This window comes from Pseudomonas sp. H3(2019) (assembly GCF_007713465.1).
In the GTDB taxonomy this organism is placed as follows: Bacteria; Pseudomonadota; Gammaproteobacteria; order Pseudomonadales; family Pseudomonadaceae; genus Aquipseudomonas.
Genome location: NZ_VMSG01000014.1, coordinates 77500 through 99758 on the forward strand (window position 1 = coordinate 77500; position 22259 = coordinate 99758).

Genomic DNA, 22259 nt, shown 5'->3' on the forward strand with positions numbered 1-22259 from the left:
CCCAAAGCTCAGCAATTCATCCGTGGTGCGGGATGTTCAATAGTTGAAAGTCTTGACCAGTAACAGATCACCGATAGCCCGCAAGGGCACGATGAACGTCTCGCGTTTTTCGTCGACGGTGTTTTCGTTGAGCACCAGGTTGATCTGCGAGGTGATTACCTCGTTCTGGTTGCTGGATTCCTCGAAGTTATAGCCGCCGCTGCCGAAGTTGCCCCAATAGTTCACGTAAACCAGATAGGTGCCATGCATCGGAGCGGTCATGGTGAACATTTCCGGGCCCGGGCCATCGACACCATCCGGGTCAAGGCCGCCGCCGTTGGTCAACGTCGTGTGGGCGAAAAACGCATGCTGGCCGTCGGGAGTAATGATGTGCAGATCGAGTTCGGCCTTCGGATCGTCCCAACCCAGCACCACGCGAATCCGCGCCGGGGTGCGCAGGTTATTCGCCTCATAGAATTGCACGCGTTTGAGCGACTTGCCTTCGGAGCTGCGGACTTCGACGCTGTTGGAACCGGCGCCGAACGCATACGGGCGGGTAAAACGCCCGTTGTCATCGGTGTACAGATTCAGGGGATTGCCGTTGACCGCAAGGGTGTGAGGCCCGCGCAGCGTGCCAATGGCCTTGAGCTGACCCTCGATCATCGTGCGATTGCGCTGCACGCCCCGATCGATGGGCGGTGTGGGATAGGCGACTTGAGGGTTTTCACTGCGGTCCAGCAGGCCGTTATAGCGCCAGCCGCCCACCGGTTCCGACACTTCGGCCGTGGGCCCCGCCCAGGCAGCCGATGCACAGACCAGTGCGATCAGCAGTGAAAGAACACAACGCATGTGACGCCTCCTGCCATGCATAACGAAACCTTGCGCCCGATCCTCGGCGCGTTACGGATCAAAAAAACTGCGTTTCGTCAGAAAGACCCGTGGTTATTGGGTCGTAGAAAGCGCGAAGGTTAGCGATATGGACGGTTTTTAACAATCAGATACAACTAAATTTGCGGAGAGAATCACGCCCGCTGCCGGACGGTGAGCCTGATAGCGATCTTATTCAGCCCACGAAAAGAGCCGAATAATGGATAGATCGTCAGAGGGTCCTGACATCAACGTGGTTTCGCCCCATGACGGCGGCGCCGAATACCCCGTTCATTTGCCCCTCTCCCCCCTATCTGCTAGTGTCGCGCCGGTTTAACGTCTACCGGAAATTGCCGCCATGGCCCGCAAAAAAGCTGCACTGGATTTCGAACAATCCCTCGCTGACCTGCAAACGCTGGTCGAGCGCCTGGAGAACGGCGAGCTGTCGCTGGAAGACTCGTTGACCGCTTTCGAGCAAGGCATCGGTCTGACCCGTGATTGCCAGGCTGCGCTGGCGCAGGCCGAGCAGAAGGTTCAGGTGCTGCTTGAACGCGATGGCGAGCTGACCGAGGCTCCCTTTGACGCGGAACAGCCAGAATGATCGCGGCGTATTCGGCCAGCAGTCAGGCCCGGGTCAACGCGGCACTCGACACCCTGTTCAACGCGCCGAGCCCTGAACTCGCACGTTTGTATGAAGCGATGCGCTACAGCGTGATGAATGGCGGCAAACGCGTTCGGCCCTTGCTGGCCTATGCGGCCTGCGAAGCGCTGGGCGGTGAGGCGGAGCAAGCCAACGGCGCGGCCTGTGCGGTGGAGTTGATCCATGCGTACTCGCTGGTGCACGACGATTTGCCGGCGATGGACGACGACGATCTGCGTCGCGGTCAACCGACCACGCATAAAAAATTCGACGAAGCCTGCGCGATTCTCGCCGGTGACGGCCTGCAAAGCCTGGCGTTCAGCGCCCTGCTCGACCCACGCCTGAATTCAGCCGACGCTGAAATCCGCCTGCACATGGTCAGCGCTCTGGCGTTGGCGGCGGGCCCGGCCGGGATGGTCGGCGGTCAGGCCATCGACCTCGGGTCGGTCGGCCTGAAGCTCGATCAAAAAGCTCTCGAATACATGCACCGGCACAAGACCGGCGCGCTGATCGAAGCCAGCGTCAAGCTTGGCGCCCTGGCCAGTGGCCGCGCCGAGAAAGACCAACTGAAATCCTTGCAGACCTATGCACAGGCTATTGGCCTGGCGTTTCAGGTGCAGGACGACATTCTCGACGTCGAAAGCGATACCGAAACCCTCGGCAAGCGCCAGGGCGCCGATATTGCCCGTGATAAACCGACTTACCCGGCGCTGCTCGGCCTCGACGCGGCCAAGGCTTATGCCCTGGAACTGCGAGATCAGGCCCTGCACGCACTGCGACCGTTTGACGCGTCGGCCGAGCCGCTGCGTGATCTGGCGCGCTATATCGTCGAACGCCGCAACTGATCCGGCGCTCGTTGCCCACCGTAAATCGGCCAAGTTCCGAGCTCTGCGTGGGCAGCGTGCGATGCATCAGGTAAACTGCCGCCTCTTTTATACCTATAACGATTCGCCTGATGCCCACGACGTTTCATGAGATTCCCCGCAAGCGCCCGACCACGCCCCTGCTCGACCGTGCCAACACGCCGGACGGCCTGCGCCGGTTAGGCGAAGCCGAGCTGGAAACCCTGGCGAATGAGTTGCGCCTGGAATTGCTCTACACGGTCGGTCAGACCGGCGGGCATTTCGGTGCCGGCCTGGGTGTCATCGAGCTGACTATCGCGTTGCATTACGTTTTCGACACCCCGGACGACCGGCTGGTGTGGGACGTAGGTCATCAGGCTTATCCGCACAAGATCCTCACCGGTCGCCGCGAACGCATGGCCACCCTGCGCCAGAAGGACGGCCTTGCGGCCTTCCCGCGTCGCTCCGAGAGCGAATACGACACCTTTGGCGTCGGCCACTCCAGCACCTCGATCAGCGCAGCACTGGGCATGGCGATTGCCGCCCGCCTGCAAAACAGTGATCGCAAGGCGATCGCCGTGATCGGCGACGGCGCACTGACCGCTGGCATGGCGTTCGAAGCGCTGAACCACGCGCCGGAAGTCAACGCCAACATGCTGGTAATCCTCAACGACAATGACATGTCGATCTCGCGCAACGTTGGCGGGCTGTCGAATTACCTGGCGAAGATCCTTTCCAGCCGCACGTACGCCAGCATGCGTGAAGGCAGTAAAAAGGTCCTGTCGCGCCTGCCTGGCGCCTGGGAAATCGCCCGTCGTACCGAAGAATACGCAAAAGGCATGCTGGTACCCGGCACCCTGTTCGAAGAACTCGGCTGGAACTACATCGGCCCGATCGACGGCCATGACCTGCCGACCCTGATCGCCACCCTGCGTAACATGCGTGACCTCAAGGGCCCGCAGTTCCTGCACGTGGTGACCAAGAAAGGTAAAGGCTTCGCCCCGGCGGAAGTCGACCCGATCGGTTACCACGCGATCACCAAACTCGAACCGCTGGACGCTCCTGCCGCCGCGCCGAAAAAAGCCGGTGGGCCGAAGTACTCCGGCGTATTTGGCGAGTGGCTGTGCGACATGGCCGCTGCTGACCCGCGCCTGGTCGGTATCACTCCGGCGATGAAAGAAGGCTCCGACCTGGTGGCCTTCAGCGAGCGCTTCCCGCTGCGCTACTTCGACGTGGCAATTGCCGAGCAGCACGCGGTCACTTTTGCGGCCGGCATGGCCTGCGAAGGCGCCAAACCGGTAGTGGCGATCTATTCGACGTTCCTGCAACGCGGTTACGACCAACTGATCCATGACGTCGCGGTGCAAAACCTCGACGTGCTGTTCGCCATCGACCGTGCAGGCCTGGTAGGCGAAGACGGCCCGACTCACGCCGGCAGTTTCGACCTGTCGTTCCTGCGCTGCATCCCCGGCATGGTGGTGATGACCCCGAGCGACGAAAACGAATTGCGCAAGATGCTCAGCACCGGCCATCTGTACAACGGCCCGGCGGCAGTGCGTTACCCACGGGGTACGGGGCCGAATGCCCCTATCGAGAAGAACCTCGAACCGATCGAAATCGGCAAAGGCGTGATCCGTCGCCAGGGCAGCACCGTCGCCCTGCTGGTGTTCGGCGTGCAATTGGCCGAAGCACTGAAAGTCGCTGAAAAACTCGATGCGACCGTGATCGACATGCGCTTCGTCAAACCGCTCGATGAAGCGTTGGTACGCGAGATCGCCGGCAGCCACAAGTTGCTGGTGACCATCGAGGAAAACGCCATCATGGGCGGTGCCGGTGGCGCGGTCAGCGAGTTCCTCGCCCGCGAGAACATCCTCAAGTCGATGCTGCATCTGGGCCTGCCGGACGTCTACGTCGAGCACGCCAAGCCGGCGCAAATGCTTGCCGAGTGCGGTCTGGATGAAGCGGGTATCGAAGCGGCCATCCGCGAGCGCCTGCAACTGCTGAACATCTAAATCTCTGGATTGATACAAAACCCTGTGGGAGCGGCGGTGTGACGATTCGACTTGCTCGCGAAGCAGGCACCTCGGTCTCACCGGCCGGGCGCGATCAACCGGCACAACTTGGCCGTTGCTTCGATCATCTGCCCGCTCGGCCGCTCCAGGCCTTTGTCCGTCACCAACAGTAATTGCCCTTGAGCCACAGCGGTCATCTGTGGCCAGGCTTTCCAGGCGTCGAGCTGTGCCTGGCTGCTGGCGAGGATCACCTGGGGATTACGCGAAAGCACTGACTCCACACTGACCTGCGGCGCCGGCAAGGTCATGTCGGCGAACACGTTGCGCGCACCGCACACCTCAAGCGCATCGCTGATGATCTGCCCGCCGCCCACGGTGTAGAGCGGCTGATCCCAGACCTGATAAAACACCCGAAGCGGTTCTTTGCGTTGATAGCGCTGACGTAAATCGTCGAGCTGCTGCCGCAAATCAACCGCAAGCGTGCGCCCACGTTCGGGTCGGCCGAGCTGCTTGGCGATCGCTTCGATTTGGCGGGTCAGTTGCTTGAGGTTATGCGGTTCGGCGACGTAGGTCGGGATCCCCAACCGAATCAGTTGCTCACGCTGCGCCGGGCCGACACTGCCAGGCCAGAGCAACAGTAAATCCGGCTTGAGACTGAGCAGGCGCTCCATATCCAGCTGACCGTAACGGCCAATAGAAGGGACGGCGTTGAGTTCTGCAGGACGCTCGCCAGCATCGAGCACGCCCACCAGCAGGTCGGCCGAGCCCAGTTCAACGACGATTTCCGAGAGTGACGGCGCGAGGCTGACTACCCGCTCTACCGCGACCGACGAGCCACTGATGACCAGCAGCAGAACCGCCAGCCAACGGCGCATCAGCCGAGTTGACGCGGAATACGGTAAAGATAGAACAGCACTGCGGTCGACAGCGCCAGCAGGACCAAAGGCACCGCTTCGAGGCCGACGAACACCGCCAGAGCACCGATCCAGGCCGGCAAGGCCGCGACAAGGAATGCCTGACGGCGTTTAGCCGCCAGGGCAACCCAGGCAGCAGGTTCTTCCGGGGTATCGAGGGCTTTCTGGGTGGCGATCAAGGCGTGTTTGTAGCCGCCAAAAAACCGCAGGCTGACAAACATCGAGGCCACCCCGGCAATGAAAAACGGCATCCCCAGCACCGGCAAAAACGCCTCGCTCTGACCGAACACACTGTTGATCACCAGCAGCGGCAGCAAGGCCAGCGCCAGGTATTGCCACCAGTTGACGGACAGTCGCCGCCGGACCTGACCGCGAGTCACGCCCGGTCTGCCTCGCCCTGATGCTCGTTGCCCATCATATGGTCGAGCTTGCTGGCCTTGGTCGCCAGGTAGAGCTTGTTGTGCGGATTGTGCCCCGTGTGCAGCGGCACGCGCTCGGCAACCACGATGCCCATGTCGGTCAAGGCTTTGACCTTGCGCGGGTTGTTGGTCATCAGACGCAGGGATTTCACGCCCAGGTGCTCAAGCATCGGCAGGCACATGGCGTAGTCGCGCTGGTCGGCAGCAAAGCCCAGACGTTCGTTGGCTTCAACGGTGTCGGCACCGCCATCTTGCAATTCATACGCGCGGATCTTGTTCAGCAGGCCAATGCCACGGCCTTCCTGACGCAGGTAAAGCAACACGCCACGACCTTCGCGGGCGATCGCCTGCAACGCCGCCTCGAGTTGCGAACCGCAGTCGCAACGCTGGCTGAACAAGGCATCGCCGGTCAGGCATTCGGAGTGCAACCGGCCGAGTACCGGGGCACCGTCGGCAACATCACCCAGGCTCAGCACGACGTGCTCGCGACCAGTAGCCTCATCGAGAAAGCCATGCATGGTGAATTGCGCAAAAGGCGTGGGCAGCTTGGAAGCGGCGACAAAAACGACAGGCACCGGTGTGCTCCTGATCTGTATGTACTGGAGATTCGCAGAGGCGGCATTGTAACAGCAGGTTCCTACAGACGCTTAGGCTGAATTATCGGCCATAACGATCAAAAAGTTTGATCACTGCCCTGCCTGCTTGGTGCTTTCATCAAAAGGATAAGGTTGTTTCCAGTGTTCGAAGATCGGTTTCAACTGGCCGGTTTTGACCAGCAACGCCATGCGCTTGTCGTACAGCGCCATCAGGGCACGGGCCCGTGGTGTATCGGCGAAACCAAGGTACAACGGCAGTTCGGTCAAGTGTGTGCGTCGGTACAGGGATGGATCCCCAGCCTCAGCGAGCACTTCATTGACTTCCGTCAGCGCGTCGATATAGAAGTCCGCCCGAGCCTGTTTGAGCATCGGCAAAATTCCGGTGCGGCGCTCGATCTGGTTATAGCGGCGGATGTTCGGCAGGTATCTTTCGTAGCGATAGCCACGGACCCAGGCCAGTCGGTACGCACCCAGAGTCTCCAGCGTCGGTGCCGGGTTGCTCGCAAGGCCCAGGGCATAGAGATGATCAGTATCGAAATTCCAGTGGGGATACAGCACCTGATCGGCCTCGTTGGAATAGGAGCCAACCTGCGCATCCGCTTCGCGACGCTGCACCAGCCCCACCGAACGGGTGTAAGGCACGGTGCGAATATCCAGTTTCACCCCGGCCGGTTCGAACACGGCGCGCAAAATATCCCAGGCCAGCCCATGACCATCGGCGGCGGTGTAGTCATCCCAGCCCTCGCTGGCCAAATGAATCACGGCCGGTGTCGTCGGCACATCCGCCGCACGGGCGAGCGAACAGAACACCGCAAAAACCAGAACCCACAGCCAGCGTCCGACCATCCCCCAGCCCCTCAATCTATTCGTCCCTCAATCAGCCTATCAGGCGAAATAGCGGACCAGCCCCTGCAGCGCCAACCAGGCAAATACGCCTGCCAGCACGTCGTCGAGCATGATCCCGACGCCGCCATGCACATGTCGGTCGATCCAGCGAATCGGCCATGGCTTGAGAATGTCGAAGAAGCGGAACAGCAGGAACCCCGCCAATAGCCAGTACCAACCTGCCGGCACCAGCCACAGGGTGATCCACATCCCGACCATTTCGTCCCAGACGATGCCTTCGTGGTCGTGCACCCGCAAATCGTCGGCAACCTTGCCGCACAGCCAGAAGCCGAACAGCATCGTGATGCCAAGCATCAGCCAGTAACCCCAGTCGGGCAACATCTGCCATAACGGGATAAAGGGTAGCGCAACCAGCGAGCCCCAGGTGCCTGGCGCCTTGGGCAAGGTGCCTGAACCGAAGCCGAACGCCAGGAAATGCCAGGGATTACGCCAGACCGATGGCGGCACGTGTTCTGCCGGGCCCTGTTTGGGATGATCTGTCACGGTGTCTCCCGAAAATGTTGATAACCCCGGGCGTGCGGGGTGATGTCCTGCCCGTTCGCGTCCAGCAGCGTCACCCCCTGCCCGGTCACGACCTGCCCGACAACGTGAATCGGCCAGCCGTCAGCGAGCAGTCCCGGTAATTGCGTGGGCGGCAAAGTGAACGCCAGCACGTAGTCATCACCGCCACTCAAGGCCGCCACGCGGGCGGCATTCTCACCGAGAAAGCTCACCAGTGCCGCGGACAGCGGGAGCTTTTCGCTTTCGATCAGCAAGCCGACAGCCGAGGCCTTGGCGATATGCCCGCAATCGGCGAGCAAACCGTCAGAGATATCCAGTGCAGAGGTGGCCTTGCCGCGCAATGCCATACCCAATTCAAGCTGCGGCTGCGGCGACCAATAATGCGCCAACAACGGCCCGGCAACATCGGCAGGCGCGACGCGCTCACCCAACACCAACGACAATGCACCGGCGGCGTTGCCCAGTTCGCCGCCCACGCACACCAGATCACCGGGTTGCGCACCGCTGCGGGTCAGCGCCTTGCCTGCCGGGACCCGACCGAACACGGTCATGGTCAGGCTCAGCGGTCCGCGTGTGGTGTCGCCGCCCACCAGCCGTACACCGCAGTGTTGCGCCATGGCGTTCAAGCCACGGGCAAAGGCGTCCAGCCAATCGACGGTTACCGTCGGCAAGGTCAGGGCAAGGGTAAAGGCCATAGGGGTGGCGCCCATGGCAGCCAGATCGCTGACCGCCACAGCCAGCGAACGCTGACCGAGCAGAAACGGGTCGCAAGGGTCTGCGAAATGCACACCGGCCACGAGCGTGTCGGTGGAAATTGCCAGCTGCTCCCCTGCGGGAACAGCGAGCAAGGCGCAGTCGTCGCCGATTCCCAGGTCAACGCCTTCGCCGCCCTGCGCACAAGGCGCGGCGGCAAAGTAATTGCGGATCAGCTCAAACTCGCCCATGGCAATGGCAGTTCAAGCGCCGATCAGCGCTTGAACGCCTTCACTTCAGCTTCACGCAGGCGCGGGGCCAGCTTGTCGAGTACACCGTTGACGAACTTGTGGCCATCGGTGGAACCGAAGACTTTAGCCAGCTCGATGCCTTCGTTGATCACCACACGGTAAGGCACGTCGACACGCTTGAGCAGTTCCCAGGTGGACAGGCGCAGAACCGCCAGTTCAACCGGGTCCAGCTCTTCGATTTCGATGTCCAGGCATGGCTTGAGCGCGGTGTCGATCTCGGTGCGGTGCGCCGGAACCCCGTGCAGGATGTCGTGGAAGTACGCGGCATCGACATCGCTGAAATCGTTATCGACCCGGAACTGCGCTTCGATCTCGTTCAACGATTGCTTGGCCATGTGCCATTGATACAGCGCCTGGGTCGCGAGCTGACGGGCTTCGCGACGCTTGACGCTTTTCGATGGTTTGCCAGCATCCGCAGGCTTTGGATCGCGCGGGTTGAAACGATCGCTTTCGTCGCTAATCACTTGGCCTCCAACTGCGCCAGCAGGCTGACCATTTCCAGAGCGGACAAGGCAGCTTCAGCACCTTTGTTGCCGGCCTTGGTGCCGGAACGTTCGATGGCTTGCTCGATCGAGTCGACGGTCAGTACGCCGAAAGCGACCGGTACGCCGAATTCCATGGACACCTGGGCCAGGCCCTTGGTGCACTCGCCAGCCACGTATTCGAAGTGCGGAGTACCGCCACGGATGACCGCGCCCAGCGCGATGATTGCCGCGAACTCGCCCTTCTGAGCGACTTTCTGCGCAACCAGCGGGATTTCGAAGGCGCCAGGGGCACGGATGATGGTGATGTCGCTTTCGCTCACGCCATGGCGAACCAGGGCATCGACAGCACCGCTTACCAGGCTTTCAACGACGAAGCTGTTGAAGCGGCCAACAACCAAAGCGTAGCGGCCTTTGGGGGCGATGAAGGTACCTTCGATGGTCTTCAGGGTCATTCGACAAATCTCTTAAAGAGCCGGGACGCGTTCAGTACGCATCCCTCAGTGATATTTGAACCGCGAATTCAAGACAAAAACAGCCGGTCTTTATTCGGAGGGCACGTATTCTACAACTTCCAGATCGAAACCGGATATCGCATTAAATTTCATTGGTGCACTCATCAGGCGCATTTTGCGTACGCCCAGGTCACGCAGGATCTGCGAGCCGGCACCGACGATGCTGTAGGTAGTCGGTTTTTTCGGCTGAGCGTGATCGGCGGTTTCGCGGATATGCGCCAGCAACACGTCGCCATCGAGCGGGTGACCGAGCAACAGCACCACACCGCTGCCGGCCTCGGCAACCGCAGCCATGGCGGCGCGCAGGCTCCAGCGGCCTGGCTGCTTGACCATCAACAGGTCACGCAGCGGGTCCATGTTGTGCACCCGAACCAGGGTCGGTTCTTCGGCGCAAATGGTGCCCAGGGTCAGTGCCATGTGCACGTCGCCTTCCACTGAATCACGATAGGTCACCAGATTGAACTGGCCCAGTTCGCTGTCCAGCGGCTGCTCGGCAATCCGCTGAACGGTACGCTCGTGGATCATCCGGTAGTGAATCAGGTCGGCGATGGTGCCGATCTTGATGTTGTGCTCAGCGGCGAAGGTTTCCAGCTCGGCGCGACGGGACATGGTGCCGTCGTCGTTCATCACTTCGCAGATCACCCCGCTCGGCTCGAAACCGGCCATGCGCGCCAGGTCGCAAGCGGCTTCGGTGTGGCCGGCGCGGGCCAGGGTGCCGCCGGCCTGGGCCATCAGCGGGAAAATGTGGCCGGGGCTGACGATGTCTTCGGCCTTGGCGTCTTTGGCAGCGGCCGCTTGCACGGTGCGCGCACGGTCAGCCGCAGAGATACCGGTGGTGACACCGACAGCAGCTTCGATCGACACGGTGAACTTGGTGCCGAAACCGGAGCCGTTGCGCGGCGCCATCAGTGGCAGCTTGAGCAGCTCGCAGCGCTCGCGGCTCATCGGCATGCAGATCAGGCCACGGGCGTGCTTGGCCATGAAGTTGATGTGTTCAGGCTGGCAGCACTCGGCGGCCATGATCAGGTCGCCTTCGTTCTCGCGGTCTTCGTCATCCATGAGGATGACCATCTTGCCTTGGCGGATGTCTTCAACCAGTTCTTCGATGCTATTGAGCGCCACGCGGCACCCCCTTGAGTCAGGATTTGAGGTAGCCGTTGGCGGCCAGAAAGCTTTCGGTAATGTTGCCCGTCGAGGATTCTGCAGCCTTGTCACCCAGCAACAGACGCTCCAGGTAACGGGCCAGCAGATCGACCTCAAGGTTGACCCGGCGACCTGGCTGGTAAGACGCCATGATGGTTTCGCTCAGGGTGTGCGGAATGATCGTCAGCAAGAACTCGGCGCCGTCGACCGCGTTCACCGTCAGGCTGGTGCCGTCGACCGTGATCGAGCCTTTATGGGCGATGTATTTGGCCAGGTCTTTCGGCGCACGAATGCGGAACTCCACGGCACGGGCATTCTCGGTACGCGCAACCACTTCGCCGACACCGTCGACGTGACCGCTGACCAGATGTCCGCCAAGACGGGTGGTCGGGGTCAGGGCTTTTTCCAGGTTGACCGGGCTGCCGCTTTTCAGGTCATTCATGGCCGTGCAGTCGAGGGTTTCGCGACTGACGTCCGCTGCAAAGCCATTGCCCGGCAGTTCAACGGCAGTCAGGCAGACGCCGTTGACCGCGATGCTGTCGCCGAGCTTGACGTCGCTCAGGTCGAGCTTGCCGGTTTCTACGTGAACCCGCACATCACCACCTTTTGGGGTCAATGCACGGATGCTGCCGATGGATTCGATGATGCCGGTAAACATGGAGTCCTCCTCGAGAACAAAACCTTCGCTTGTGGCGCAGGCCGGGAATTATACGCTCGCTTGCGGCACGGGGACCGCGATGACTCGCCAGTCATCGCCGACAGCGCGAATTTCAGTAATTTTCAGTTGTGGCGCATCACTCATTTGCGCGAGTGGCCAGTCCAGCAATGGTCGCGCTGTGGAACCGAGGAATTTGCCCGCGATGAAGATCTGGAATTCGTCCACCAACCCTTGCTGGGCAAACGCTCCGGCCAGACGCGGGCCAGCTTCCACCAGCACTTCGTTGACGCCACGGGCGGCGAGTTCGAGCAGCAGTTTGCGCAGGTCGACCTGGCCATCGTCGCCGGGCACGATCAGGCATTCAGGGCCGTTGGCGTATTGCTCTTCGACCGCGACACAGGTAGCGACCAGCGCCGGGCCAGCCTTGAAAAACGGCGCATCGAGCGGCACGCGCAGACGGCCGTCGATCAGCACACGAAGCGGCGGGCGGCTCATCACGAGCGCAGTGTGCTCGGCATCCAGACCCAACTCATCGGCACGCACGGTCAAGCGCGCGTCATCGGCCAGCACCGTGTCGGCACCAGTCAACACGACGCTGGCCTGAGCCCGCAGACGCTGCACGGCCGAGCGGGCGGCGGGACCGGTGATCCATTGGCTTTCGCCGCTGGCCATGGCGGTGCGACCGTCGAGGCTCATCGCCAACTTGACCCGCACGAACGGCAAGCCGTGTTCCATGCGCTTGAGAAAACCTTCATTGAGCTTGCGCGCCTCGCCTTCGAGCACGCCGCTGCGGGTCTCGATGCCCGCCTGCTCCAGACGCTGCAAACCGCGACCGGCAACCTCCGGGTTCGGATCCTGCATCGCCGCAACCACTCGTGCCAGACCGGCGTTCACCAGCGCATCGGCGCACGGCGGTGTGCGGCCATGATGGCTGCAAGGTTCCAGCGTGACGTAGGCGGTGGCGCCCCGGGCGTTTTCGCCGGCGTCGCGCAGGGCGTGGACTTCGGCATGTGGTTCGCCGGCGCGCACATGCCAGCCTTCGCCGACAATCTGCCCGTCACGCACAATCACGCAGCCCACTCGAGGGTTGGGATGGGTGGTGTAGTGACCTTTGCGCGCCAGTTCCAGCGCGCGCGCCATGTAATGGGCGTCGAGAATCGCTTGTTCTGAAGAAATCGTCATGGTTTGACCGGCTCACGGGCCAGGCGATCGATCTCTTCGCGGAACTCGTTGAGGTCCTGGAAGCGGCGATACACCGAAGCGAAACGAATGTAGGCGACTTCATCGAGCTTTTGCAGCTCGGCCATCACCAGTTCACCGACCACGAGGGATTTGACCTCGCGCTCGCCGGTCGCCCGCAGTTTGTGTTTGATATGGGCCAGCGCCGCTTCCAGGCGCTCGACGCTTACCGGGCGTTTCTCCAGCGCACGCTGCATGCCGGCGCGAAGTTTTTCTTCGTCGAACGGCTGACGGCTGCCGTCGGTTTTGATCAGGCGCGGCAACACCAGTTCGGCAGTTTCGAACGTCGTGAAACGTTCGCCGCAGGCCAGACATTCGCGCCGGCGGCGCACCTGTTCGCCCTCGGCGACCAGACGCGAGTCGATGACCTTGGTGTCGTTGGCACCGCAGAAGGGACAGTGCATGGTGGCAGGCAACAAAAAAAGGGAGGGCCATGGTAGCGCATCCCACTGGCAAGACAAGCCATAGGGTTTGCGGTATACAGACGGGCTACACTGTCTGATCGATGGATTTCATTTTGCTGGAGCCGCAAATGCCGCTAAGACCGCTTGTTTTACTCAGTCTCATCGGCCTGTTGGTCGCGTGTAGCAGCGCACCCAAACCGGCGGCACCGACTCCGGGCCCTGCACCGCAGATGGCCCAGAAAAAAGCCCAGGCCTCAGCCGACCTCGGGCCGCTGCCCGCGTATCAACGGGAATTGAGCGGCACCTTGCAGGGCGTGCCGGCCGGCGCCGAGGTTGAACTGGCGCTGCTGGTGATCGACGAACGCTCCCGGCCTCAGCAATTGCTCGCCAGCGCCAACCTGATCGGCAACAACAAGGCTCTGCCATTCCATCTGCGATTCAATCCCGACTCGTTCCCGGTCGGTGCACGCGTCGAACTGCGGGGTCGCGCCAGCCAGTCCGGGCAGTTGATCCTGCACCTGCCGGCGCAACGCATCTTTGAGCCGAAGACCCAGGCCCTGGGCCAGTTGCAGTTCCTCAAAGCGCCATGAATGCACCGCTCGACCTGCAACAGGCGTTGAGTGAACTGCTCGGCGATGCACAGCTTGTGTCCTGCCGGCTGCCTGAGACCACGCTGAAACTCTGGCTGATCGACGGCGACAACATGGACCGCGCCTTCAGCCCGGAAGAAACCCGGCGCATTCTGCACGAGCCACCGTACTGGAGCTTTTGCTGGGCCAGCGGCCTGGCGATGGCCCGTTACCTGGCGGAGCATCCGCAGTGGGTTGCCGGCAAGCGCGTGCTGGATTTCGGCGCCGGCTCCGGGGTCGCGGGGATTGCAGCGGTCAAGGCCGGGGCGCTGGAAGTGGTGGCCTGTGATCTTGATCCACTGGCGATTGCAGCCTGCCGGGCAAATGCCGAACTCAATGACGTCCAGCTCAGCTACTCGACAGATTTTTTTGCCGAGGCCGATCGTTTTGATCTGATTCTGGTGGCCGACGTGTTGTACGACCGGGCCAACCTGCCGTTGCTCGATGAGTTTCTCAGCCGTGGCCGCGAGGCGTTGGTGGCGGATTCACGGGTGCGGGATTTCCGTCATCCGTTGTATCAGCGGCTGGAAATGCTTGAGGCGATGACATTGCCGGATTTAGCGGAACCGGAAGAGTTTCGGCATGTAAGCCTGTACCACGCTTCCCGGAGATGATCGTTCCCATGCTCTGCGTGGGAACGATCAGTGCGTCCCGCTTTCAGCCGCCCCCCGCCAAGCCTTATAGTTCCCCCATTCACGTTTTCTTCGAGATTCCCCATGAGTCAAGACACGCCGTATATCTTCGACGCCACTACCGCCGATTTCGACCAGTCGGTGATCGAGAACTCGTTCCACAAGCCGGTGCTGGTGGATTTCTGGGCTGAATGGTGTGCGCCATGCAAGGCGCTGATGCCGATGTTGCAAACCATCGCCGAGAGCTATCGGGGCGAATTGCTGCTGGCCAAGGTCAACTGCGACGTCGAGCCAGACATCGTTTCGCGCTTCGGCATTCGCAGTCTGCCGACGGTAGTGCTGTTCAAGGACGGTCAGCCGGTGGACGGCTTTGCCGGCGCGCAGCCTGAATCCGCAGTCCGCGCACTGCTTGAGCCGCACGTGAAAATGCCACCGCCGGCGGCTGCCGACCCGTTCGAACAGGCTCAGGCGCTGTTCGACGAAGGTCGTTTCGCGGATGCCGAAGCCACGCTGAAAGTGCTGCTCGGTGAGGACAATACCAACGCCCGCGCGCTGATCCTCTACGCGCGTTGCCTGACCGAGCGCGGCGAACTGGGTGAAGCCCAGGCCGTGCTCGATGCGGTTAAAAGCGATGAACACAAAGCGGCACTGGCTGGCGCCAAGGCGCAGATCAAGTTTCTCGGCCAGGCCGCTGACTTGCCGGATGTCGCCGATCTGAAGTCCCGTCTGGCGCAAAACCCGCAGGACGATGAAGCGGTCTACCAGTTGGCGATCCAGCAATTGGCCCGCCAACAATACGAGCCGGCACTGGACTCCCTGCTCAAGCTGTTCATCCGCAATCGCAGTTACAGCGAAGGGTTGCCGCACAAGACCCTGCTGCAAGTGTTCGAACTGCTGGGCAACGATCACCCGCTGGTGACCGTTTATCGCCGCAAGTTGTTTGCAGCGCTGTACTAAGCCTGCTCGACCCAGCTATAGAGCGGCGTATCCCCGCCGCTCACGACCTTGACCTCGGCGCTGTGGCGCAAGCGCACCAACAAGCGTTTGCCGGCGACGGTGTTGCCGGTCAAACCCTCCAGTTGCTCCAGCAAATCCGGCCCCGTCAGCTGGCCGGACTTGCGCAGCAGATCCTTGGCGAGCTGCCACAGCAGCTCATCCTGATTGACCGGTTTGACCACCGGTTCGGCTACCGCTGCACCGCTTTCTGATTTGCTTACCTGCAACTGCGCGCCAAGCCGCGCCCAATCCCCATCGTCCAATTCCAGGGTCAAATCCACCGGCCAATCGCCGATGCTTCCACGAATGCGCAACATTGGGGTTTCCTCAGGTTTATGACGAACATGCTCCCACGCGTCTTGCGCAACGCCAAGCAGACAGTCAAACTCTCACCGCCATTGTTATAAGATTACATAACAAAGTTTTCATCTTCCTTCCCGGAGAGACTCCATGCGCCGCCTGTTACTCGCTTTGCCGTTTGCCCTGTTGCCGCTGGCTTTCGCTCAGGCCGCTGAAGTTCATGATCACGAACATGAACACGGCAGCCTGGGCGCCCACGAACACGGCGTCGGACGTTTGAACGCGGCGCTGGACGGTCAGGCGCTGGAACTGGAGCTGGAAAGCCCGGCGATGAACCTGGTGGGCTTCGAACACGTTGCCAGCACTGATGCAGACAAGGCCAAAGTTGCCGCCGCCCATGCGCAACTGGAGAAACCGCTGGTGCTGTTCAGCCTGCCGAAAGCGGCCAACTGTGTGGTCAGCCAGCAAGAACTGAAGAGCCCGCTGTTTGGTGACAAACCGGATGCCGATGATCATGACGACGATGACGACCACGCGACCGACGGTAAAGGCGCAGCCGCCGAAGAGCATCACCATGATCACAGCGAAATCCACGCACACTACCAATTCACCTGCGCCGCCCCTGGCGCGCTGAAGACCCTGGACTTGTCGCAGGTGTTCACGACCTTCCCCGCCACTCAGAAAATTCAGGTACAACTCATCAGCCCAAGCGGCCAGCAAGGGGTTGAAGTGACCTCGAAGGCTGCTGCCCTGAAATTCTGATTCACCGCAAATCCCGTAGGAGTTGCCGAAGGCTGCGATCTTTTAAAGGCGAAAGATCGCAGCCTTCGGCAGCTTCTACAGGTCGTAAATTTCTATGAAGCAGGCCAAATGACCCAAGCGCTTATCGAACTGTCAGACCTGGGCTTCAACTGGCCCGGTCATCCGCCTTTACTGGATATCCCGGCGTTTCGCCTGGAGCCCGGTGAAACGCTGTTTCTCAAAGGTCCCAGCGGCAGTGGCAAGACCACCCTGCTCGGCCTGCTCGGTGGCGTGCAGAAACCCAATCGCGGGAGCATTCGCCTGCTCGGCCAGGAACTGACCGAGCTGTCGGCCGGCGCCCGCGATCACTTTCGGGTCGACCACACGGGCTACATCTTCCAGCAGTTCAACCTGCTGCCGTTTCTCTCGGTGCGCGAGAACGTCGAACTGCCGTGTCACTTCTCCAAGCTGCGCGCCAGCCGCGCGATTCAGCGCCACGGCAGTATTGACCAGGCGGCGGCGACCTTACTCGCGCACCTGGGGCTCAAGGATGAAAACATGCTCGGCCGCCGTGCCGACTCACTGTCCATCGGCCAACAACAGCGGGTCGCTGCCGCCCGCGCGCTGATCGGCCAGCCGGAACTGGTGATCGCCGACGAACCGACCTCGGCGCTGGATTACGACGCCCGCGAGGCATTTATCCGGTTGCTGTTCGCCGAGTGCCGCGAGGCCGGTTCCAGCCTGCTGTTCGTCAGCCACGACCAGAGCCTGGCGCCGCTGTTCGATCGTCACCTGTCGCTGGCCGAACTCAATCGCGCCGCCACGCCGCTCGAGGTCTGAAATGTATTTGTTTCGTCTAGCCATGGCCAGCCTGGCTAACCGCCGCTTCACCGCGATCCTCACCGCGTTCGCCATCGCCCTGTCGGTCTGCCTGCTGTTGGCGGTGGAACGGGTACGCACCGAAGCCAAGGCCAGCTTTGCCAGCACCATCAGCGGCACCGACCTGATTGTCGGCGCGCGCTCAGGCTCGGTGAACCTGTTGCTGTACTCGGTGTTTCGCATTGGCAACGCCACCAACAACATCCGTTGGGACAGCTTCGAGCACTTCGCCAACAACCCGAAAGTGAAATGGGCGATCCCGATTTCCCTCGGTGACTCGCATCGCGGTTATCGCGTGATGGGCACCACCGATGCCTACTTCCAGCATTACCAGTACGGCCATCAGCAAAACCTGCAACTGGCCAGCGGTCGGGCGTTTGCCACGGATCCGTTCGAAGTGGTGCTGGGTGCCGAAGTGGCCGATGCGCTGCATTACAAACTCGGCGACAAACTGGTGCTGGCTCACGGCGTGGCGGTGATCAGCCTGGTCAAGCATGACGACAAACCGTTCACCGTGGTCGGCATCCTCAAACGCACCGGCACCCCGGTCGACCGCACGTTGCACATCAGCCTCGGCGGTATGGAGGCGATTCACATCGATTGGCACAACGGCGTGCCGGCTCAGGGCAACGCTCGTATCAGCGCCGATCAGGCGCGCAACATGGACCTCACGCCGCAAGCCATCACCGCGTTCATGCTCGGCCTCAACAACAAGATTTCGACCTTCGCCGTACAACGCGAGATCAATGAGTTCCGTGGCGAGCCAATGCTGGCGATCCTCCCGGGCGTCGCCTTGCAGGAGCTCTGGAGCCTGATGGGCACCGCTGAAAAAGCGCTGTTCGTGGTGTCGCTGTTTGTCGTACTGACCGGGTTGATCGGCATGCTCACGGCGATTCTCACCAGCCTCAACGAACGTCGCCGCGAGATGGCGATCCTGCGTTCGGTCGGTGCCCGGCCGTGGCACATTGCAACACTGCTGGTGCTGGAAGCCTTTGCGTTGGCGCTGTCCGGGGTGGTTGCGGGCCTGGCATTGTTATATGTGTGCATCGCTGCGGCTCAGGGTTACGTGCAATCGACATACGGCTTGTACCTGCCACTGGCCTGGCCAAGCGAGTATGAATGGACGCTGCTCGGTGGCATCCTGATCGCCGCGCTGCTGATGGGCAGCGTGCCGGCCTGGCGCGCCTATCGCCAATCGTTGGCCGATGGTCTGTCGATCCGTTTATGAGGACACTGAAGATGCTCCGCGCTCTGCCTGCGCTGTTGATGCTGGTTGCCCTGCCCCTGTGGGCGGCCGCACCGAAAGACCTGACCTGGTCGGAAATGATCCCGCCCGACGCACCGGCAGAAGTGCCGAACATGAAACCGCTGCACGACCTGTCGCAGATGAGCAGCGCGTTGTCCGCCGAGTCCGCGCCGGCGGCCAAGCAAGACATGCCCAATGCGCCGGTGGTGAAAAGCCTCGACGGCAAGAATATTCGCCTGCCGGGTTACATCGTGCCGCTGGAAGTCAGCGAGGAAGGTCGCACCACCGATTTCCTGCTGGTGCCGTATTTCGGCGCATGCATCCACGTGCCGCCACCGCCGTCGAACCAGATCGTCCACGTCAAAAGCAAGGTTGGGGTGAAGCTCGACGAGCTCTATCAGCCGTACTGGATTGAAGGTGCAATGCAGGTCAAGGCGTCGACCAGCGAATTGGCGGATGCCGGGTATCAGATGGATGCGGACAAGATCTACGTGTACGAATTGCCGGAGTGAGTCCGGTAGTCATGTGTGATCTGGTAGATAGTCATCGCGAGCAGGCTCGCTCCCACAGTGAATTGTGTTGATGCACAAATCAAATGTGGGAGCGAGCCGGCTCGCGATGGCTGCACCGCTGTAGCAAAGGATTCCCCCCGATTCAAACCCCATCACTGTTTCATTGAGCTGAGTCAAAAGCGCCGTTCCTGACGCTTCGTACCATTGGAGATACAGAATTTGAATCTTCCTTTGGAGCCCCCATGCACAAGTCATTGCTTAGCGCTTCCCTCATTGCGTTCGCGCTTGCAACCCCGTTCGCCCAGGCCCATGAAGCCGGTGACTTCATCGTTCGGGCCGGTGCGATCACCGTTAACCCGAAAGCCAGCAGCTCCAGCGTCAAGGTCGATCAAGGCCCATTGGCCGGCGCCGACCTGGGTGGCAAGGCCACCATGAACAGCAACACGCAACTGGGCCTGAACTTCGCGTACATGCTCACCAATAATGTCGGCATTGAGCTGCTCGCCGCCTCGCCGTTCCAGCATGACGTGAACCTCAAAGGTACTTCCTTGGGCGCGGCCAACGGTAAACTCGGCACCCTCAAACACCTGCCGCCGACTTTGAGCGTGGTTTACTACCCGCTCGACAACAAGTCCGTATTCCAGCCGTATGTGGGCGCCGGTATCAACTACACCTGGATCTACGACGAAAAGCTCAGTAACGAAGCGCAAGCCAACGGCTTCAGCAACTTCAAGGCGAAAAACTCCTGGGGTATGGCGTTCCAGGTCGGTGCCGACTACATGATCACCGACAACATCATGCTCAACGCCCAGATGCGCTACATCGACATCAACACCCGAGCAACCGTGGAAAACGACGCCGTGGCGCCGGGCACCCGGGCCAGGGTCAACGTGGATGTGGACCCGTTCGTGTACATGGTGGGTCTGGGTTACAAGTTCTAAACCCGCTGCATAAAAAAGGCGCCTCGAAAGGCGCCTTTTTTACTGAGCCACTGATCGTTCCCACGCTCCAGCGTGGGAATGCAGCCCGTGACGCTCTGCGTCACAACGGCGTCCGACTCACGCAGGTGCTGAAGGTGGAACGCGGAGCGTCCCTAGAGGCATTCCCACGCGGAGCGTGGGAACGATCTTAAAAAGCTCAGCGCCCCAACAGCCGCGCCAGCCCGACGCTCATCGGCGTCTGCTCGGGAAAGGTGAAGCGCTGCAACAGACGCTGGTTATTAGCCCGCGAATGGCGGATGTCACCGGAACGGGCCGGGCCGTAGGTGATCGGTGGCAACTGCCCCACCACTTCCTCCAAAGCCTGGAGCATTTGCTTGAGGGTCGTCGCCTGGTTCCAGCCGACATTCACCGCACCCACTTCAAGCGTCGGCGTTTCGATGGCCTGCACCAGCAGGTCGACCAGGTCTTCGACATAGACAAAATCGCGGGTCTGTTCGCCGTCACCGAACACAGTGATCGGCAGGCCTTTCTGCGCCCGCTCGCTGAAAATGCTGATCACCCCGGAGTACGGCGACGAGGGATCCTGGCGCGGGCCGAAGATATTGAAGAAACGGAAAATTGCCGGTTCAAGACCGTGCTGACGACGGTAGAAGTCGAGGTAGTACTCGCCTGCCAGCTTGTCTGAGGCGTACGGCGTGAGCGGTGCCTTGGCGGTCTCTTCGTCGATCGACTCGCCTTCACCGTTATTGCCGTAGACCGCTGCGCTTGAAGCAAACAGTACGCGCTTGACGCCGGCCTGACGCATCGCTTCGCAGACGTTCAAGGTGCCGATGAAATTGCTCTGGTGAGTGCGCACCGGATCATCCACCGACGCCTGAACCGACGCCACGGCGGCCAAATGCGCTACGGCGCTGCAACCGACCATCACCTTTGCCACCAGCGCAGCATCGGCGACGTCACCTTCGATCAGTTCGACCCGTGGATTATCCAGCGGCAGGTTACTGCGCTTGCCGGTAGACAGATCGTCGAGGATACGCACCGAATGCCCCTTGGCGAGCAAGGCGTCAGCAAGGTGCGAACCAATGAAGCCGGCACCGCCGGTGATCAAAACAGGGCCATCAGCCATGACGATAAAACCTATCCAGTAAGCCGGGGAGCGCTGCGCGCCAGGCGCGCGGCTTGATCCCGAAGGTGTGCAGAATTTTCTTGCAGGCGAGTACCGCGTGCTGCGGTTCTTCGGCAGCATCCGGACGCGCGGCGTGTGCCTGCGCGGTCGGTGCTTCAATCGCCAGCGGGTGCAAAGTACGCGCTTCGGCGAGAATCGCCTGCCCCAGCGCCAGCGGCGTGGTCGCCTCATGCCCGGCGTAGTGGTAAGTGCCCCACAGTGGCGCTGCGCAATCGAGTTGTTTGAGCACCGAAATAATCACCCGTGCCGCATCGTCCACCGGTGTCGGGTTGCCACGCCGGTCATCGGCCATCAGCAGCTCTTCAGGCAGCTCGGCACGCGCGAGGAAACGCCCGAGGGTGCCGTCGACGCTGTCATCGAGCAGCCAGCCAAAACGCAGCATCACATGTTGCGGGCAGGTCGCGCGCACGCTTTGCTCGATACGCCACAAAGCCTGACCACGTAGCCCCAGCGGCACCGGTTCGTCTTTTTCGCTGTAGGCCGTCGCCCGCGAGCCATCGAATACCCGATAGCTGGATGGCTGCACCAGGACAATATTGTGATGCTGGCACAGTTCGGCCAGCCGCTCGACCGCCCGCTCCTGAGCAGCCAAACGCGCCTCGGCCACGCTCTCCGCCTGAAACCAGTCAAAGTAATAGGCGAGATTGATCAGCGCGTCGGGACGAGTGTCGTCGAGCAGCTGCGTCAGGCTCGCGGCGTCCCAGCCGTCTTGCGGTGGACGGGGGGCGAGGAAACCGATGTCTTCCTCTGCACCGAGGCGAATCAGCGCCTGCCCAAGGGCATTTCCGCCACCCAGTAACATAAGGCGCATTCGCATAGAGTCAGCAGGCCCAGTCTGTTTGGAACGATGATTTTATCGACAGAGCCCGCAGGCGTTGCCGTTGAGAATTGCCAGAATCGTTGCATTTTGCGGGTTTAAAGCGCAACCGTCACTCGTAAAGTGTAGATACCTTGGACACAGGGTGCTGCTACTGGCCCCATCGCGAGCAGGCTCGCTCCCACATGGGCTCTGCGGTGGGCCAGGATATTGTGATCTACACACATCCCCTGTGGGAGCGAGCCCGCTCGCGATGGGG

27 protein-coding genes are annotated in these 22259 nt (G+C 61.3%); 11 read left to right on the top strand and 16 right to left on the bottom strand.

Annotated features, from left to right (window positions below; genetic code table 11):
- Positions 1 to 36: 36 nt before the first annotated feature.
- Complete coding sequence (locus tag FPT12_RS15545; RefSeq protein WP_145017272.1) at positions 37 to 828, bottom strand: YfaP family protein; 792 nt, start codon at positions 826 to 828, stop codon at positions 37 to 39.
- Between the two features lie 376 nt (positions 829 to 1204).
- Between FPT12_RS15545 and FPT12_RS15550 the strand changes: the two genes are divergently transcribed.
- The 3 genes from FPT12_RS15550 to dxs all read left to right on the top strand — a co-directional run bounded on the left by FPT12_RS15550 (position 1205) and on the right by dxs (position 4340).
- On the top strand, positions 1205 to 1447 hold the full coding sequence (locus FPT12_RS15550; RefSeq protein ID WP_019693836.1) for an exodeoxyribonuclease VII small subunit: 243 nt from the start codon (positions 1205 to 1207) through the stop codon (positions 1445 to 1447).
- Positions 1444 to 2331, top strand: a complete 888-nt coding sequence (gene ispA, locus FPT12_RS15555; protein WP_145017274.1) for a (2E,6E)-farnesyl diphosphate synthase — start codon at positions 1444 to 1446, stop codon at positions 2329 to 2331. The genes FPT12_RS15550 and ispA overlap by 4 nt, the downstream gene beginning before the upstream one ends.
- 110 nt (positions 2332 to 2441) lie before the next feature.
- Positions 2442 to 4340, top strand: a complete 1899-nt coding sequence (gene dxs / locus FPT12_RS15560) for a 1-deoxy-D-xylulose-5-phosphate synthase (RefSeq protein ID WP_145017276.1) — start codon at positions 2442 to 2444, stop codon at positions 4338 to 4340.
- Between the two features lie 77 nt (positions 4341 to 4417).
- On the opposite strand, the gene FPT12_RS15565 is transcribed toward dxs, so the two are convergent.
- The 12 genes from FPT12_RS15565 to nrdR form a co-directional block, all read right to left on the bottom strand.
- Positions 4418 to 5215 carry a cobalamin-binding protein gene (locus FPT12_RS15565; RefSeq protein ID WP_145017278.1) on the bottom strand — a complete coding sequence of 266 codons (798 nt, stop codon included), beginning with the start codon at positions 5213 to 5215 and terminating at the stop codon, positions 4418 to 4420.
- On the bottom strand, positions 5215 to 5634 hold the full coding sequence (locus FPT12_RS15570) for an MFS transporter (protein ID WP_145017280.1): 420 nt from the start codon (positions 5632 to 5634) through the stop codon (positions 5215 to 5217). The genes FPT12_RS15565 and FPT12_RS15570 overlap by 1 nt, the downstream gene beginning before the upstream one ends.
- A complete protein-coding gene (gene ribA, locus FPT12_RS15575) occupies positions 5631 to 6248 on the bottom strand; it encodes a GTP cyclohydrolase II (RefSeq protein ID WP_019693842.1) in 618 nt (205 codons plus the stop codon). Before ribA ends, FPT12_RS15570 begins: the two co-directional genes overlap by 4 nt.
- A 111-nt stretch (positions 6249 to 6359) precedes the next feature.
- Positions 6360 to 7115 (bottom strand): ABC transporter substrate-binding protein, encoded by a 756-nt coding sequence (locus tag FPT12_RS15580; protein ID WP_145017282.1) that lies wholly within the window; start codon positions 7113 to 7115, stop codon positions 6360 to 6362.
- 39 nt (positions 7116 to 7154) lie between these two features.
- Complete coding sequence (locus FPT12_RS15585) at positions 7155 to 7658, bottom strand: phosphatidylglycerophosphatase A (RefSeq protein ID WP_123584548.1); 504 nt, start codon at positions 7656 to 7658, stop codon at positions 7155 to 7157.
- A complete protein-coding gene (gene thiL / locus FPT12_RS15590; protein ID WP_145017284.1) occupies positions 7655 to 8620 on the bottom strand; it encodes a thiamine-phosphate kinase in 966 nt (321 codons plus the stop codon). Before thiL ends, FPT12_RS15585 begins: the two co-directional genes overlap by 4 nt.
- Before the next feature lie 23 nt (positions 8621 to 8643).
- A complete protein-coding gene (gene nusB, locus FPT12_RS15595) occupies positions 8644 to 9144 on the bottom strand; it encodes a transcription antitermination factor NusB (protein ID WP_071552029.1) in 501 nt (166 codons plus the stop codon).
- The gene (ribE, locus tag FPT12_RS15600) at positions 9141 to 9617 is read right to left on the bottom strand and encodes a 6,7-dimethyl-8-ribityllumazine synthase (protein ID WP_003228649.1); all 477 of its coding nucleotides are present in this window, start codon (positions 9615 to 9617) and stop codon (positions 9141 to 9143) included. The genes nusB and ribE overlap by 4 nt, the downstream gene beginning before the upstream one ends.
- 90 nt (positions 9618 to 9707) lie before the next feature.
- On the bottom strand, positions 9708 to 10799 hold the full coding sequence (ribBA, locus tag FPT12_RS15605) for a bifunctional 3,4-dihydroxy-2-butanone-4-phosphate synthase/GTP cyclohydrolase II (RefSeq protein WP_054594246.1): 1092 nt from the start codon (positions 10797 to 10799) through the stop codon (positions 9708 to 9710).
- 16 nt (positions 10800 to 10815) lie between these two features.
- Positions 10816 to 11478 carry a riboflavin synthase gene (locus FPT12_RS15610; protein ID WP_145017286.1) on the bottom strand — a complete coding sequence of 221 codons (663 nt, stop codon included), beginning with the start codon at positions 11476 to 11478 and terminating at the stop codon, positions 10816 to 10818.
- A gap of 48 nt (positions 11479 to 11526) precedes the next feature.
- Positions 11527 to 12660: a bifunctional diaminohydroxyphosphoribosylaminopyrimidine deaminase/5-amino-6-(5-phosphoribosylamino)uracil reductase RibD gene (ribD, locus tag FPT12_RS15615; RefSeq protein WP_145017288.1), complete on the bottom strand. Its 1134-nt coding sequence runs from the start codon at positions 12658 to 12660 to the stop codon at positions 11527 to 11529.
- Positions 12657 to 13121 carry a transcriptional regulator NrdR gene (gene nrdR / locus FPT12_RS15620; protein ID WP_019693850.1) on the bottom strand — a complete coding sequence of 155 codons (465 nt, stop codon included), beginning with the start codon at positions 13119 to 13121 and terminating at the stop codon, positions 12657 to 12659. Before nrdR ends, ribD begins: the two co-directional genes overlap by 4 nt.
- Positions 13122 to 13249: 128 nt before the next feature.
- On the opposite strand from nrdR, the gene FPT12_RS15625 reads away from it, so the two are divergent.
- The 3 genes from FPT12_RS15625 to trxA all read left to right on the top strand — a co-directional run bounded on the left by FPT12_RS15625 (position 13250) and on the right by trxA (position 15339).
- Positions 13250 to 13711 carry a hypothetical protein gene (locus FPT12_RS15625; protein ID WP_054594250.1) on the top strand — a complete coding sequence of 154 codons (462 nt, stop codon included), beginning with the start codon at positions 13250 to 13252 and terminating at the stop codon, positions 13709 to 13711.
- The gene (locus FPT12_RS15630; RefSeq protein ID WP_145017290.1) at positions 13708 to 14364 is read left to right on the top strand and encodes a methyltransferase; all 657 of its coding nucleotides are present in this window, start codon (positions 13708 to 13710) and stop codon (positions 14362 to 14364) included. Before FPT12_RS15625 ends, FPT12_RS15630 begins: the two co-directional genes overlap by 4 nt.
- A gap of 102 nt (positions 14365 to 14466) precedes the next feature.
- Positions 14467 to 15339 (top strand): thioredoxin, encoded by an 873-nt coding sequence (gene trxA / locus FPT12_RS15635; protein ID WP_145017292.1) that lies wholly within the window; start codon positions 14467 to 14469, stop codon positions 15337 to 15339.
- On the opposite strand, the gene FPT12_RS15640 is transcribed toward trxA, so the two are convergent.
- Entirely contained in the window at positions 15336 to 15695 is a 360-nt protein-coding gene (locus tag FPT12_RS15640) for a hypothetical protein (RefSeq protein ID WP_145017293.1), read from the bottom strand. The genes trxA and FPT12_RS15640 overlap by 4 nt on opposite strands.
- 133 nt (positions 15696 to 15828) lie before the next feature.
- Here FPT12_RS15640 and FPT12_RS15645 point away from each other — a divergent pair, with 133 nt between their 5' ends.
- From FPT12_RS15645 to FPT12_RS15665, 5 genes are all read left to right on the top strand, one after another.
- The gene (locus FPT12_RS15645) at positions 15829 to 16440 is read left to right on the top strand and encodes a DUF2796 domain-containing protein (protein ID WP_145017295.1); all 612 of its coding nucleotides are present in this window, start codon (positions 15829 to 15831) and stop codon (positions 16438 to 16440) included.
- Between the two features lie 108 nt (positions 16441 to 16548).
- Entirely contained in the window at positions 16549 to 17259 is a 711-nt protein-coding gene (locus FPT12_RS15650) for an ABC transporter ATP-binding protein (protein WP_019693856.1), read from the top strand.
- A gap of 1 nt (position 17260) precedes the next feature.
- The gene (locus FPT12_RS15655) at positions 17261 to 18526 is read left to right on the top strand and encodes an ABC transporter permease (RefSeq protein ID WP_145017297.1); all 1266 of its coding nucleotides are present in this window, start codon (positions 17261 to 17263) and stop codon (positions 18524 to 18526) included.
- Between the two features lie 11 nt (positions 18527 to 18537).
- Positions 18538 to 19056 carry a DUF3299 domain-containing protein gene (locus tag FPT12_RS15660; RefSeq protein WP_145017299.1) on the top strand — a complete coding sequence of 173 codons (519 nt, stop codon included), beginning with the start codon at positions 18538 to 18540 and terminating at the stop codon, positions 19054 to 19056.
- A 242-nt stretch (positions 19057 to 19298) separates the two neighbouring features.
- Entirely contained in the window at positions 19299 to 19997 is a 699-nt protein-coding gene (locus tag FPT12_RS15665) for an OmpW family protein (RefSeq protein WP_145017301.1), read from the top strand.
- Between the two features lie 196 nt (positions 19998 to 20193).
- Here FPT12_RS15665 and FPT12_RS15675 read toward each other — a convergent pair whose 3' ends face one another.
- Together FPT12_RS15675 and FPT12_RS15680 are read right to left on the bottom strand one after the other, a co-directional pair.
- Positions 20194 to 21123, bottom strand: a complete 930-nt coding sequence (locus tag FPT12_RS15675) for an NAD-dependent epimerase/dehydratase family protein (RefSeq protein WP_145017303.1) — start codon at positions 21121 to 21123, stop codon at positions 20194 to 20196.
- Positions 21116 to 22000, bottom strand: a complete 885-nt coding sequence (locus FPT12_RS15680; RefSeq protein WP_054594260.1) for a sugar nucleotide-binding protein — start codon at positions 21998 to 22000, stop codon at positions 21116 to 21118. Before FPT12_RS15680 ends, FPT12_RS15675 begins: the two co-directional genes overlap by 8 nt.
- Between the last annotated feature and the right edge of the window lie 259 nt (positions 22001 to 22259).

What these genes read in the sequence shown, in the direction of transcription:
- FPT12_RS15545 (WP_145017272.1), bottom strand. Translation starts at nt 828, where the DNA reads ATGCGTTGTGTTCTTTCACTGCTGATCGCACTGGTCTGTGCATCGGCT.
- FPT12_RS15550 (WP_019693836.1), top strand. Translation starts at nt 1,205, where the DNA reads ATGGCCCGCAAAAAAGCTGCACTGGATTTCGAACAATCCCTCGCTGAC.
- ispA (WP_145017274.1), top strand. Translation starts at nt 1,444, where the DNA reads ATGATCGCGGCGTATTCGGCCAGCAGTCAGGCCCGGGTCAACGCGGCA.
- dxs (WP_145017276.1), top strand. Translation starts at nt 2,442, where the DNA reads ATGCCCACGACGTTTCATGAGATTCCCCGCAAGCGCCCGACCACGCCC.
- FPT12_RS15565 (WP_145017278.1), bottom strand. Translation starts at nt 5,215, where the DNA reads ATGCGCCGTTGGCTGGCGGTTCTGCTGCTGGTCATCAGTGGCTCGTCG.
- FPT12_RS15580 (WP_145017282.1), bottom strand. Translation starts at nt 7,115, where the DNA reads ATGGTCGGACGCTGGCTGTGGGTTCTGGTTTTTGCGGTGTTCTGTTCG.
- thiL (WP_145017284.1), bottom strand. Translation starts at nt 8,620, where the DNA reads ATGGGCGAGTTTGAGCTGATCCGCAATTACTTTGCCGCCGCGCCTTGT.
- ribE (WP_003228649.1), bottom strand. Translation starts at nt 9,617, where the DNA reads ATGACCCTGAAGACCATCGAAGGTACCTTCATCGCCCCCAAAGGCCGC.
- FPT12_RS15610 (WP_145017286.1), bottom strand. Translation starts at nt 11,478, where the DNA reads ATGTTTACCGGCATCATCGAATCCATCGGCAGCATCCGTGCATTGACC.
- ribD (WP_145017288.1), bottom strand. Translation starts at nt 12,660, where the DNA reads ATGACGATTTCTTCAGAACAAGCGATTCTCGACGCCCATTACATGGCG.
- nrdR (WP_019693850.1), bottom strand. Translation starts at nt 13,121, where the DNA reads ATGCACTGTCCCTTCTGCGGTGCCAACGACACCAAGGTCATCGACTCG.
- FPT12_RS15625 (WP_054594250.1), top strand. Translation starts at nt 13,250, where the DNA reads ATGCCGCTAAGACCGCTTGTTTTACTCAGTCTCATCGGCCTGTTGGTC.
- FPT12_RS15630 (WP_145017290.1), top strand. Translation starts at nt 13,708, where the DNA reads ATGAATGCACCGCTCGACCTGCAACAGGCGTTGAGTGAACTGCTCGGC.
- trxA (WP_145017292.1), top strand. Translation starts at nt 14,467, where the DNA reads ATGAGTCAAGACACGCCGTATATCTTCGACGCCACTACCGCCGATTTC.
- FPT12_RS15640 (WP_145017293.1), bottom strand. Translation starts at nt 15,695, where the DNA reads ATGTTGCGCATTCGTGGAAGCATCGGCGATTGGCCGGTGGATTTGACC.
- FPT12_RS15645 (WP_145017295.1), top strand. Translation starts at nt 15,829, where the DNA reads ATGCGCCGCCTGTTACTCGCTTTGCCGTTTGCCCTGTTGCCGCTGGCT.
- FPT12_RS15650 (WP_019693856.1), top strand. Translation starts at nt 16,549, where the DNA reads ATGACCCAAGCGCTTATCGAACTGTCAGACCTGGGCTTCAACTGGCCC.
- FPT12_RS15655 (WP_145017297.1), top strand. Translation starts at nt 17,261, where the DNA reads ATGTATTTGTTTCGTCTAGCCATGGCCAGCCTGGCTAACCGCCGCTTC.
- FPT12_RS15660 (WP_145017299.1), top strand. Translation starts at nt 18,538, where the DNA reads ATGCTCCGCGCTCTGCCTGCGCTGTTGATGCTGGTTGCCCTGCCCCTG.
- FPT12_RS15665 (WP_145017301.1), top strand. Translation starts at nt 19,299, where the DNA reads ATGCACAAGTCATTGCTTAGCGCTTCCCTCATTGCGTTCGCGCTTGCA.
- FPT12_RS15675 (WP_145017303.1), bottom strand. Translation starts at nt 21,123, where the DNA reads ATGGCTGATGGCCCTGTTTTGATCACCGGCGGTGCCGGCTTCATTGGT.
- FPT12_RS15680 (WP_054594260.1), bottom strand. Translation starts at nt 22,000, where the DNA reads ATGCGAATGCGCCTTATGTTACTGGGTGGCGGAAATGCCCTTGGGCAG.